Annotated in this window: 14 protein-coding genes and 1 tRNA gene; 2 read left to right on the top strand and 13 right to left on the bottom strand. The window is 71.9% G+C overall.

Features of this window, described 5'->3' with window-relative positions:
* Window positions 1-255: 255 nt before the first annotated feature.
* From AB0D04_RS40980 to AB0D04_RS40965, 4 genes are all read right to left on the bottom strand, one after another.
* A tRNA-Ser gene (locus tag AB0D04_RS40980) sits at window positions 256-340 on the bottom strand.
* Between the two features lie 91 nt (window positions 341-431).
* Complete coding sequence (gene tadA / locus AB0D04_RS40975) at window positions 432-923, bottom strand: tRNA adenosine(34) deaminase TadA (protein ID WP_362712498.1); 492 nt, start codon at window positions 921-923, stop codon at window positions 432-434.
* A gap of 56 nt (window positions 924-979) precedes the next feature.
* Entirely contained in the window at window positions 980-1,531 is a 552-nt protein-coding gene (locus AB0D04_RS40970; RefSeq protein WP_362712497.1) for a hypothetical protein, read from the bottom strand.
* Between the two features lie 188 nt (window positions 1,532-1,719).
* Entirely contained in the window at window positions 1,720-1,917 is a 198-nt protein-coding gene (locus AB0D04_RS40965) for a hypothetical protein (RefSeq protein ID WP_362712496.1), read from the bottom strand.
* A gap of 176 nt (window positions 1,918-2,093) precedes the next feature.
* Here AB0D04_RS40965 and upp point away from each other — a divergent pair, with 176 nt between their 5' ends.
* The gene (upp, locus tag AB0D04_RS40960; protein ID WP_362712495.1) at window positions 2,094-2,729 is read left to right on the top strand and encodes a uracil phosphoribosyltransferase; all 636 of its coding nucleotides are present in this window, start codon (window positions 2,094-2,096) and stop codon (window positions 2,727-2,729) included.
* Window positions 2,730-2,804: 75 nt separating this feature from the next.
* Here upp and AB0D04_RS40955 read toward each other — a convergent pair whose 3' ends face one another.
* The 7 genes from AB0D04_RS40955 to AB0D04_RS40925 form a co-directional block, all read right to left on the bottom strand.
* Window positions 2,805-3,458 (bottom strand): LytR C-terminal domain-containing protein, encoded by a 654-nt coding sequence (locus AB0D04_RS40955; protein ID WP_362712494.1) that lies wholly within the window; start codon window positions 3,456-3,458, stop codon window positions 2,805-2,807.
* 115 nt (window positions 3,459-3,573) lie between these two features.
* Complete coding sequence (locus AB0D04_RS40950) at window positions 3,574-3,897, bottom strand: type II toxin-antitoxin system VapB family antitoxin (protein WP_362712493.1); 324 nt, start codon at window positions 3,895-3,897, stop codon at window positions 3,574-3,576.
* Between the two features lie 204 nt (window positions 3,898-4,101).
* The gene (locus AB0D04_RS40945; RefSeq protein ID WP_362712492.1) at window positions 4,102-4,563 is read right to left on the bottom strand and encodes a hypothetical protein; all 462 of its coding nucleotides are present in this window, start codon (window positions 4,561-4,563) and stop codon (window positions 4,102-4,104) included.
* On the bottom strand, window positions 4,560-5,204 hold the full coding sequence (locus AB0D04_RS40940; protein WP_362712491.1) for a sigma-70 family RNA polymerase sigma factor: 645 nt from the start codon (window positions 5,202-5,204) through the stop codon (window positions 4,560-4,562). The genes AB0D04_RS40945 and AB0D04_RS40940 overlap by 4 nt, the downstream gene beginning before the upstream one ends.
* A gap of 8 nt (window positions 5,205-5,212) precedes the next feature.
* A complete protein-coding gene (locus tag AB0D04_RS40935) occupies window positions 5,213-5,692 on the bottom strand; it encodes an LAETG motif-containing sortase-dependent surface protein (RefSeq protein ID WP_362712490.1) in 480 nt (159 codons plus the stop codon).
* Window positions 5,693-5,792: 100 nt separating this feature from the next.
* The gene (locus AB0D04_RS40930) at window positions 5,793-6,029 is read right to left on the bottom strand and encodes a hypothetical protein (protein WP_362712489.1); all 237 of its coding nucleotides are present in this window, start codon (window positions 6,027-6,029) and stop codon (window positions 5,793-5,795) included.
* Window positions 6,026-6,361, bottom strand: coding sequence for a winged helix-turn-helix domain-containing protein (locus AB0D04_RS40925; RefSeq protein WP_362712488.1), 336 nt, complete (start codon window positions 6,359-6,361; stop codon window positions 6,026-6,028). Before AB0D04_RS40925 ends, AB0D04_RS40930 begins: the two co-directional genes overlap by 4 nt.
* A 308-nt stretch (window positions 6,362-6,669) precedes the next feature.
* Between AB0D04_RS40925 and AB0D04_RS40920 the strand changes: the two genes are divergently transcribed.
* On the top strand, window positions 6,670-8,865 hold the full coding sequence (locus tag AB0D04_RS40920; RefSeq protein WP_362712499.1) for an MMPL family transporter: 2,196 nt from the start codon (window positions 6,670-6,672) through the stop codon (window positions 8,863-8,865).
* Here the strand turns inward: AB0D04_RS40920 and AB0D04_RS40915 are convergent.
* Window positions 8,852-9,499, bottom strand: coding sequence for a TlpA disulfide reductase family protein (locus tag AB0D04_RS40915; protein WP_362712487.1), 648 nt, complete (start codon window positions 9,497-9,499; stop codon window positions 8,852-8,854). The two genes, AB0D04_RS40920 and AB0D04_RS40915, sit on opposite strands and share 14 nt — an antisense overlap.
* A gap of 122 nt (window positions 9,500-9,621) precedes the next feature.
* Window positions 9,622-10,680: an NAD(P)-dependent alcohol dehydrogenase gene (locus AB0D04_RS40910; RefSeq protein WP_362712486.1), complete on the bottom strand. Its 1,059-nt coding sequence runs from the start codon at window positions 10,678-10,680 to the stop codon at window positions 9,622-9,624.
* Between the last annotated feature and the right edge of the window lie 145 nt (window positions 10,681-10,825).

Raw genomic sequence — 10,825 nt, 5'->3', positions numbered from 1 at the left:
TCCGGGGGGGTCGTGGGTGCGGTGTGCGGGGGGGGCGGGGTGCTGGTGACCAGCACCCCGCCCACCGCGCCGTGGTGACGGCCACTGCGCCGCCGTGAGGCATGGCGGCCCAGGACCCGAACCGCAGCGCGATGATCGGTCCGGACCCGGTCACCGCGTCCGAAATCCCCGCCGGCCCCACCGATCTGACGGGCCGAAGTCTCGGCGGAAAAGCGAACCGCCCCCGACCTGTGCAGGTCGGGGGCGGTTCGGAAGCGGTAGCGGAGGGATTTGAACCCTCGGTGACTTGCGCCACACTCGCTTTCGAGGCGAGCTCCTTCGGCCGCTCGGACACGCTACCGAGAGAGAGCTTAGCCCAAGGGGTGCCGTGGGCCGAAATCGAATAAGGGTGGCGGCCAAGCCGGGGGTCGGGCCGAGGGGCGGGCCGGCGGTCAGCGGTCGCGGAAGAACGCGGTGAGGAGAGCGGCGCAGTCGGCCTCCAGCACGCCGGTGATGACCTCGGGGCGGTGGTTCAGGCGGCGGTCGCGGATGACGTCCCAGAGGGATCCGGCCGCGCCGGCCTTGGCGTCGCGGGCGCCGTAGACGACGCGGTCGACGCGGGAGAGGACGATCGCGCCCGCGCACATCGTGCAGGGTTCGAGCGTGACGAGGAGGGTGCACCCGGTCAGGCGCCACTTCCCGACGGCCTGCGCCGCGGCCCGCAGCGCCAGGACCTCCGCATGCGCGGTCGGATCGCCGGTGGCCTCGCGTTCGTTGTGGCCGGTGCCGAGGACGGTGCCGTCGGCGGACAGCACCACGGCGCCCACCGGGACGTCTCCGGTCCCGGGGGCGAGCGCGGCCTCGCCCAGCGCCCGCCGCATCGGGGCGATCCAGGGATCGCGCAGCGGGTCGGGCGCGGGGGAGGCGGATGGAGGGACGGTCATGTCCCCAGTGTCGGGGACGTGACCAGGGGGCGGGCCCGGCAGGGGCCCGGCCGGGATCAGCGCACGCTTTCCAGGACGTCGGTGCTGCAGCCCAGGGAGTCGGCGATGACCGAGAGCGCGTCGCCGTTCAGGGAGAGCAGCTCCTTCTCGCCGATACCGAGGTCGGCCAGGAGCGCGGCGTCACCGAGCGGGCCGTACGGGATGGCGGGGCTCCCCGAGCCGTTCACCGGGTCAATGGTGTCGTTGTCTTCAGGGTTGTCGTCAGTTTCCGGTTCGCCGTCCTCCGTGCCGTCCAGATTGAGGCTGTCGAGGTCGTCCGCTTCATCGTCGTCGCGGCCCAGCAGCTCGTCGGTCAGCATCGCTCCGTACGAACTCCTGGAGGCGGCGGCGGCGTGGGAGAGGAAGACCCGCGGGTCGTCCTCGCCGTCCACCCGGATGACGCCGAACCAGGCGTCCTCCTGTTCGATGAAGGCCACCACCGTGTCGTCGTCGACCGCTGCTTCTCGGGCCAGATCGGCCAGATCGGCCAGGGTCTCCACTTCGTCGAGCTCCGTATCGCTCGCTTCCCACCCGTCTTCGGTGCGCGCGAGCAGTGCGGCGAAATACACCGTGCCTCTCCCACCTGTCATAACGTCCGGGCCGGGCGGGGGCGACGCTGCCGCGCCGCCGGTCCCGCCCCTTCGGAATCGTGGCAGAAACATGGCGCCCGCGCGGGGTCTTCGACGCTGCGTCGTGCGGACGTTCTGAGAGATGTCGCTCACGTGCCGCAGTGCGGGCAGGCGCGCGGGGCGGACGGCTACCGGCGGAACGCGCGCATTCGCATGGCCTGGCGCATCCGTGCGGCTCGCGCGCGGCGCGGCTGGACGCGCTCCCGCAACTGCTTGGCGTCGTGCCGCTCGCGCAGAAACTGCGCCCGGCGCCTCCGGCGTGCCGCCTCACTCTCGAGGTCGCGGCCGGGCTCGTCGGCGTCGTCGGCCTGCTGACGGTCGGGCACGCTGCCACCCCCTCGCACATGGGCTGCTCCCGCCGATGCCGGAGAAATAATCTCCGGATACGCCCTACTTTCCCTCGTTCGGGCGGTTTGGCGCCAGCGCGGCGCCGGATTCGGGACGGGCACCGGGCGCCGTCACGGTGGGCGCTGGAGGGCTGTGGCTCGGTTACTGTCGATGCATGCGGATCCACGTCGTCGACCACCCGCTGGTGGCGCACAAACTCACCACTCTGCGCGACAAGCGCACCGACTCCCCCACCTTCCGGCGGCTCGCCGACGAGCTGGTCACCCTGCTCGCCTACGAAGCCACCCGTGATGTGCGCACCGAGCAGGTCGACATCGAGACCCCGGTGACGGCGACCACCGGCGTACGGCTGTCGCACCCGCGGCCCATGGTCGTACCGATCCTGCGCGCCGGTCTGGGCATGCTGGACGGCATGGTCCGGCTGCTGCCCACCGCCGAGGTCGGCTTCATGGGCATGGTGCGCAACGAGGAGACGTACGAGGCGCATACGTATGCCACGCGGATGCCCGATGACCTCTCGGGGCGGCAGGTGTACGTCGTCGACCCGATGCTGGCCACCGGCGGGACGCTGGTTGCGGCGATCCGCGAGCTGATCAAGCGCGGTGCGGACGATGTCACCGCGATCTGTCTGCTGGCCGCGCCCGAGGGCGTCGCGGTCATGGAGAAGGAGCTGGCCGGCGCGCCGGTGACGGTGGTCACCGCGGCGGTCGACGAGCGGCTCAACGACGACCGCTACATCGTGCCGGGCCTGGGCGACGCGGGCGACCGGATGTACGGCACGGCCGGCTGACCGTCCACCCCTGAACACCACTCGGGCCCCTCGCCGTGGATCGGCGAGGGGCCCGAGTGCGTGGTGCCGGGGAGCTCAGCACTTGGCGGGGCGCGCGGGCGGCCTGGACGCCTGCGCCAGCTGGGCCACGGCCTTCTGGGCGTCCTTCGCCTTGGTCAGGTCCTTGAAGGCGCTGCCGATGATCAGGTCGATGTCGGTGCCCTTGCGGTTGTCGGTCTTCTGCTCGGCGCCGGTGAGCTGGGTGGCGAGGAGCTTCAGCGGGCCGTTCGCCGCGGCCTTGGGGCCCAGCACTATCCCGGCGCCCTTGACCTGCTTGTCGTAGTCGGCCGGGGCGTTACCCACCTTGCCGATCTTGAAGCCGCGCTTCTTGAGCTCGTCGGCGGTGCGCTTGGCGAGTCCGCTGCGCGGGGTGGCGTTGAAGACATTGACGGTTAGCGCGCCCGGCGACGGCGGCGGCTTACGGGCGGCCGCCTTGGCGCGGGCCCGCTCCGCCTCGGCGTCGGGCGGGCATTTCTTCTTGCCCGGGGCGGCCTGGGCGGTGTTGCCCTTGCCCCCGAAGACATCGATGAGCTGCAGGGATCCCCAGCCTGCCAGGCCTAGGACACAGGCTGTGGCCACAAGGGTGAGGATGATCCGGCGACGGTGCCGGGGACGGCGCATCCGCGGGTACCTGTCGCCCGTAATGCGGTACTTCTTACCGCCCATGCCTGGGGGCGTCAGCATGCTCATGTCCGCAGCGTAGTGCGGGCCGCGTTCCGTGCCTACTAAATGATCAGCCGTTGGTGTACGAGGCAACCCGAACAGGGCAATGCGGACACACCTGTTCGTGCGAGGGCGGGCGGTGTCAGTACGCTTCGGCCGCTTCGGAGCTGCCGTCCAGCTCGAGCACCCGGGCGTGCAGCACCTGGCGCTGCTGAAGGGCGGCACGCACCGCCCGGTGCAGCCCGTCCTCCAGGTAGAGGTCGCCCTCCCACTTCACGACATGCGCGAAGAGGTCGCCGTAGAACGTCGAGTCCTCGGCGAGCAGCGTCTCCAGGTCGAGCTGCTGCTTGGTCGTCACCAACTGGTCGAGGCGTACCGGGCGCGGGGCGACGTCCGCCCACTGGCGGGTGCTCTCCCGGCCGTGGTCGGGGTACGGCCGCCCATTTCCGATGCGCTTGAAGATCACACGGAAAGCCTACCGGGCGAGCGGCCACAGGCGCAGCCATGCTGCTGGGGCGTAAAGGCGATCAATAGCCGCAAAACAGGAGTGATCATGGGTGACGGCCCTGCATTGGGCCGTTCTTCGGCTAACCGGAAATCGACACGAACGGGGTACGACGGACCGGGCCGTACGGGCGCATGTTCGTCCGGGGTGCCGGCCGACGCGCTGCTACCGCGGGTGCTCCGTCGACCGTGGGGAGGGGACGGTCGAGTGGTCGGCGCCCGGGGACGGAGGGACGGCCGAGCGGGACGGCCCGGGGCGGGTGGGTGTGGCGGAGGGGGAAGGGGAGCCGGTGGGGGGCGGTGTGCGGAGTGGCGTCGGGGGCGGCGTCGGCGACGGCGTCGGCGTGACGGGGGTCGGCGGGGCCGCGGGGGCCGGGGCGGGCCGGGCCGGCCGGTCCTCGGGGCTGAGGGCCAGGTATCCGAGCGCTACGGCGGCGGCCGCGGCCAGCGGCAGTCCGACGCGGCGCAGCCAGGGCCGGGCGAGGGGCAGCCGACCGCGGCGCAGAGGGGGGCCCGGTGGCTCGGCGGGCCGCAGGTCCCGTACGCCGATGGTCGCGGCGCGCGCCGCGAAGGCCCGCCGCAGCCGGTCCTCGGCGGGACGCCCGTGCTCGCTGCCGGGGCCGTTCACGACCGCGCCTCCAAGATCTTCTCCAGGGAGTCCAGGGCGCGGCTGGCCAGGGACTTCACCGCGCCGCGGCTGATGCCGAGGGTCTGCGCGATCTGAGCCTCCGTCAGGTCGCCCCAGTAGCGCAGGACGAGGACCTCGCGGCGGCGCGCGGTCAGCCGGCCGAGCGCGGCGAACACCTCGCGGTGTTCCTCGTCCAGCACGATGCGCTCCTCGGCGGAGGGGGCATCGGCCTCGTACGGGGGTGTGTAGTCGCGGGCCGTGCGGCGCCGCCGCAGCACCGAGCGGGCCGCGTTGACGACGGCGGTGCGCAGGTAGGCGAGGGCGTTGTCGACCTCGCCGAGCCGTTCGCCGTGGCGTTTGTAGAGGGCGGCGAAGGCGTCCTGGACGACGTCCTCGGCGGTGGCCCGGTCGTCGACGAGCAGGACGGCCAGCCGGACCATGGCCAGCCGGTGCGCGTGGTAGAGCTCGCTGATCGTCGGGTGGTCCTGGGGTGCGCACCCGGGATGTGCGGCATCCGGGCGCGGTGTGGCGCGGCGGGCGGTGGCCGGGCGGGCGGTGCGCAGCAGCCACCGCCACAGGGCGTGCCGCGGCCCCGGTGCGGCGAACCGTACCGGGGCGCTGTGCGGGGCGGCGTACTCCATCGGCGGTGTCAGGAGCGCCGGCGGCGGGCCGCGTGGACCGCGCCGCCGCCCGCGGCGATCAGCGCCGCGGCGCCGCCGCCGAGCGCGTAGGTCGTGGCGGGGGAGGCGCCGGTGTGCGCGAGCTCGCTACGGGACGGTGCCGCACCGGACTTGGGGCCGTCGCCGGGCTTCGGGGCCTGGCTCGGCGCGGGGCCGGGGCGGGACGGCGCCGTGGTCGGCGCGGGGTGGGTCCGGCTCGGCGTGGGGTGGGCCTGGGTCGGCCGGGGGCTGGGCGGGACGCTGGGCCGGGCGGTGCTGCCGTCCGGGGTGGGCGACGGGGTGGCGGAGGGGGCGGTGGGCCGCGGCGCCGGGGAGTCGGCGTGGGCGGTGGTGGCCGCGGGCAGCGCGATGAGGGCGAGCGCGCCCAGCAGCCCGGCGGCGGAGACACCCCGCAGGCGGGTGCGGGCGGCGCCGGGCGCGTAACTGCGAGGGGTGCGGGTGGACTTCACGGTCGGGCTCCACGTTCTTCGACGGGACGGCGCCTGATGGCGCCCTCACCCGTGACGACGTCCGGCGGAGGCGGGGGTTGCCGATCCGTGCGGAAAAGTTTCAGCCGACGCTCTGGAGCAGCTTCTCGACGGCCTTGACCCGGTCGCTCAGCTCCGCCAGCCGCTCGTTCATCGCCTGCTGGTTGGTGGTGACCTGCTCGGCGAGCTTGCGGTACTCCGTCAGCGCCGCGGCGTCCGCGCGATGCCGCTGGAGCTTGAAGTACGAGGTCACGATCGCCACGACCGCAGCGAACATGATCAGGAGGACGGCTATCGGGATGATGGTGCTGCCGCTCATGTACGGGTCCCCTTAAGGTCGTTCGGGTCGTCCGGTCCTGACCGGTCCTCCTGGAGGGCGGCGAGGACGGTGGCCACGTTCAGCTTCAGCTCGAACGGTGCCAGCTCGAAGTACTTCAGTGCCTTGCCGTCCTCGGACAGCTCCAGCCGTCCCGCGACCAGACCGGCCTTCTCCAGCCGGTCCAGATGCATATAGAGCAGCGGCCGGGACATCTCGAGCCGACGGGCCAGCTCGCTGACGTACAGCCGCCCGTCGGCCAACTCGCCGATCACCCGCAGCCGCTGCGCATGCCCCACGGCGGACAGCAGGGCCAGCAGCTCCTCGCTGTTCATGGCCCACCTTCTTGCCGTTCCGGACACCTGTCAGCGGAGGTTTTCGCACGCCGGGACGGGCTGTCAAAACGAGGTCCCCGCGCCCTCCCGCACCGATTTTACAGTTGACGGACTCCGCAGACACCTGTAATTCTCCACTTACATGTAAGTCCTGACTTACATGCGTCAGGCGCAAGGAACTTTCTGTATCCATGGCGTCGTGCGTCCGGTGGGGGGTGCGATGTGACGACGAAGGAGCTGGCCAAGTGAACGTGGCTGTGCAGCGGCCGCCGGCCGAACCGCGGGCCAAACGGCCGATCACCGTACGGATGGCGACCTGGAGTGCCCGGCACCCCTGGCGCGGGCTGGCCGTCTGGCTGGCGTTCGTGGTGCTGTCCCTGGGCGTGGGGATCGCGATGGGCACCCACAGCGCCACTGTGGACGACCACCGCACCGGCGAGGCGGGCCGCGCCGAGACGATGGCCGCCGAGGGGCACCTGGACCACGAACCGGTCGAGCAGGTGCTGATCTCCGCCCGCTCGGGCCCGCTGGACCGGGCCGCCGCCGATGCGGCCGCACGCGACATCACCGCCCGGATGCACAAGCTGCCCGAGGTCAAGCGGGTCGCGCCCGCGGTCCGCAGTGCGGACGGCGGCACGCTGCGGGTCGCGGTGACCCTGCACGGCTCCGACGCGGACGCCGACGACCATGTCGCGCCGCTCGCCGTCCAGACCGCGGCGGCGCAGCGCAGTCACCCCACGCTACGGATGGAGGAGACCGGCAGCCCGTCCATCAGCGTCGGCGTGGACACCCAGCGCGGCGACGACCTGGCGCTCTCCGAAGCGATCACCCTGCCGATCACGCTGCTCACGCTCCTGGCCGTCTTCGGATCGGCCGTGATGGTGGCGGTCCCGCTGCTGCTCGCGCTGACCTCCATCGCCGCCGCCGTCGGCCTGTCCATGATCGCCTCGCATGTGGTGCCGGACGTCGGCGTGGGCATGAACATCATCATCCTGATCGGCATGGCCGTAGGCGTCGACTACACGCTCTTCTACCTCAAGCGCGAACGCGAGGAGCGGGCCCGCTCGGGCGGCCGGATCGGCCCCGAGGCGCTGGTGGAACTGGCCGCCGCCACCTCCGGCCGGGCGATCGTGGTCTCCGGCTTCGCCGTGGTCGTCTCCACGGCCACCCTCTACCTGGCCACCGACGTCATTTTCTCGTCGCTGGCCACCTGCACCATCGTCGTTGTCCTGGCCGCCGTGCTCAGCTCGCTGACCGCGCTGCCCGCCCTGCTGGTCAAGACCGCGCGGCGCGCCGAACGCCGGGCCGCCCGCCGCGAGGCCAAGGGCCGCCGACAGCGCCCCGCGAAGGGCGACGTCGAGGCGGGCCGCATCTGGACCGCGCTGCTCCGCCCCGCGAGCAAGCACCCGCTGATCACCCTGTGTGTATCGGTCCTGCTCATGCTCGGCCTGTCGGCACCCGCCCTGGGTATGGAGCTGCGGGTCCTCAACAAGGACAGCCACTCCCGCGAGATCCCCGCCCTCCAGGCGTACGACCGGCTCACGGCGGCCTACCCCGAACTGCGCATCGAGCACCAGGTCGTCGTCCAGGCCCCGGCCGACAAGGCGGATCAAGTGGCGGGCGCGCTACGGCAGTTGGAGCGGCGCACCGAGCAGGACCCGCTCTACGCCAAGAACGTGAAGCCGACCGTACGGGTCTCGGCGGACCGCCGCACCAGCGCCATCTACCTGGCGGTGCCGCACACCCTCAGCTCGCCCGAGGCCCTCACCTCGCTCGACCGTCTCCGCCACGACTATCTGCCGTCCACCGTCGGCACGGTGGCCGGAGCCCAATTCGCCGTCACCGGCGAAGTCCCGCACGACACCGACTATCTGGCCCACCAGAACGAGAAGCTCCCCCTGGTCGTGGGGATGCTGCTGCTGCTCACCTTCCTCCTCACCGCCCTGGTGTTCCGCTCCGTGGTCCTCGGACTGATCGGCGTCGTCCTCAACCTGCTCTCCGCGGCGGCCGCGTTCGGCCTGGTCGTGGTCTTCTTCCAACACGGCCTGGCCAGCACCCTGTTCGGCTTCGACCCCGCGGCGACCAGCGCCATCGGTTCCCGGGTGCCGCTCTTCCTCTTCGTCATCCTCTTCGGGCTGTCGATGGACTACCAGGTCTTCGTCGTCAGCCGCATCCGCGAGGCCGCGCTGAACGGCGTACCCACCCGCGAGGCCGTACTGCAGGGCACCGTCACCTCCGCCAAGGTCGTGACCAGCGCCGCCGTGGTGATGGTGACGGTCTTCGCCAGTTTCACGCTGCTCCACCTCGCCGAGATGAAGCAGATCGGCTTCAGCCTCGCGGTGGCCGTCCTTCTGGACGCCTTTGTCATCCGGGTGCTGATCCTGCCGGCCGCGCTGACGCTGCTGGGCCGGGCGGCCTGGTGGCCGTCGCGGGGGATGCGGCGCGCTCAGGAGCGGGAGCCGGCGGCAGCCCACTCCCCCGTGAGCGCGCTCACTTCTCTCTGACCAGGGGATCGATCATTTCGCGCAGGGCGCCCTCGTCGACCGGCCCGACCGCCCGGGCGGCGGGGCGCCCCTTCTTGTCGAGAACGATCGTTGCGGGGATGAACTGCGGGTTGAGAGTGCCCTTGGGAAACCGCAGCAGAAGCTTGCCGCTGGGGTCGGACAAGCTCGGATACGGCACCTTGTGCCGCTCCTCGAAGGCGAGGGCCTGCGCGGTGTCCGTGTCCTCGGTGTTGATGCCGACGAACCGCACGCCCTGGCCCCTGGTGCTCTTGGCCACCTTGGCAAAGCCGGGCGCCTCCGCGATGCACGGGCCGCAGGTCGAGCTCCAGACGTTGAGGACGACGACCTTGCCCTTGTGGTCGGCGATGTCCAGGGGCTTGCCGCGGGTGGTGGTGCCGGAGAGGTCCGGCGCCGCCTTGCGGTCGGCCGCGGGGACGGTGGCCATCCGGTCCTTGCCCGGCACAAAGCCGGCGCCACTACTGGAGCCACTGCCGGATCCGTCGCTGGAGCCTCCCGGGCCACAGGCGCTCAGGACGGACGCGCCGACGGTGGCCACCGCGGCGAGCAGGACCGTACGACTGCGGCCGGTACGGCGGGTACCGGCGGGGCTGCGGCGGGCAGGGCGGGCGCTCATCTCAGCAGTTTTGCATGGGGCGTTGCCGCGCCGGCCCTCGGTGCCCGGGGCACGGCACACCTGCGCCCGGGGCGGCCGGTGCCAGGCCGTCCCGGGCGCAGGTGTCCAGGGTGTCCGGGGCGTCAGATCGTGGCGGTGTCGATCACGAACCGGTAGCGGACGTCGCTCGCCAGCACCCGCTCGTACGCCTCGTTGATCCGGTCGGCGCTGATCACCTCGATGTCCGCGGCCAGGCCGTGCTCACCGCAGAAGTCGAGCATCTCCTGGGTCTCGGGGATGCCGCCGATCATCGAGCCGGAGAACGACTTCCGCCCGGGGATCAGCGCGAACGGCGCGATCTCCAGCGGCTTCTCCGGCGCGCCCACCTGCACCAGGGTGCCGTCGGTGCGCAGCAGACCGAGGTAGGCGTTGATGTCCAGGTCGGCCGAGACGGTGTTGAGGATCAGGTCGAAGGTGCCCGCCAGCGCCTCGAAGGTGGCCGGGTCGGACGTCGCGTAGTAGTGCTCGGCGCCCAGCCGCACACCGTCGTCCTTCTTGCGCAGCGACTGGCTCAGGACGGTGACCTCCGCGCCCATCGCATGCGCGATCTTCACACCCATGTGACCGAGGCCACCGAGGCCGACGACCGCGACCTTTTTGCCGGGGCCGGCCTTCCAGTGGGCGAGCGGGGAGTAGAGGGTGATGCCGGCGCACAGCAGCGGGGCGGCCGCGTCCAGCGGGATGTTCTCGGGAATGCGCAGCGCGTAGTTCTCGTCGACCACCAGGTGGGTGGAGTAGCCGCCGTATGTGGGCTGTCCGTCCCGGCCGATGGCGTTGTACGTGCCGGTGTTCCCGGACTCACCGGTGCAGTACTGCTCCAGACCGGCCTTGCAGTTCTCGCACTCGCGGCAGGAGTCGACGAAGCAGCCGACGCCGACCCGGTCGCCGGTCCGGTAGCGGGTGACCGCGGAGCCGACCTCGGCGACGACACCGGCGATCTCATGGCCGGGGACGATCGGGAAGGTGCCGCCGTCGCCCCACTCGGCGCGGACGGTGTGGATGTCGGAATGGCAGATACCGGCGTACTTGATGTCGATCAGGATGTCGTGGGCACCCAGCTCGCGGCGCGGAATGGTGGTCCGCTCCAGCGGAGCCTTCGGGGCGGGTGCGGCGTACGCGGCGACAGAGGTATGGGTGGTCATGCCGTCGAGCCTGCGCCAGTGGGCGGCCGGTAACCAGTGCCCCGTTGTGCGTAGGTACGGCGTGCCTGGTTCTGGCAGAACCCCCCAGGCGAGGGGCGGTGGAGCGGTGACGCCGGGCCGCGGCGGGCGGGGGCGCCTCCTCGCG

The sequence above is a fragment of the Streptomyces sp. NPDC048483 genome (assembly GCF_040651455.1).
Classification (GTDB): domain Bacteria; phylum Actinomycetota; class Actinomycetes; order Streptomycetales; family Streptomycetaceae; genus Streptomyces.
The sequence above is the reverse complement of the archived record's forward strand: the minus strand, read 5'-3'. Positions and strand labels throughout refer to the sequence as shown.

Coding starts and splice junctions, on each gene's coding strand:
- tadA (WP_362712498.1), bottom strand. CDS start 923: ATGACCGTCCCTCCATCCGCCTCCCCCGCGCCCGACCCGCTGCGCGAT.
- upp (WP_362712495.1), top strand. CDS start 2,094: ATGCGGATCCACGTCGTCGACCACCCGCTGGTGGCGCACAAACTCACC.
- AB0D04_RS40955 (WP_362712494.1), bottom strand. CDS start 3,458: ATGAGCATGCTGACGCCCCCAGGCATGGGCGGTAAGAAGTACCGCATT.
- AB0D04_RS40940 (WP_362712491.1), bottom strand. CDS start 5,204: ATGGAGTACGCCGCCCCGCACAGCGCCCCGGTACGGTTCGCCGCACCG.
- AB0D04_RS40930 (WP_362712489.1), bottom strand. CDS start 6,029: ATGAGCGGCAGCACCATCATCCCGATAGCCGTCCTCCTGATCATGTTC.
- AB0D04_RS40925 (WP_362712488.1), bottom strand. CDS start 6,361: ATGAACAGCGAGGAGCTGCTGGCCCTGCTGTCCGCCGTGGGGCATGCG.
- AB0D04_RS40920 (WP_362712499.1), top strand. CDS start 6,670: ATGGCGACCTGGAGTGCCCGGCACCCCTGGCGCGGGCTGGCCGTCTGG.
- AB0D04_RS40915 (WP_362712487.1), bottom strand. CDS start 9,499: ATGAGCGCCCGCCCTGCCCGCCGCAGCCCCGCCGGTACCCGCCGTACC.
- AB0D04_RS40910 (WP_362712486.1), bottom strand. CDS start 10,680: ATGACCACCCATACCTCTGTCGCCGCGTACGCCGCACCCGCCCCGAAG.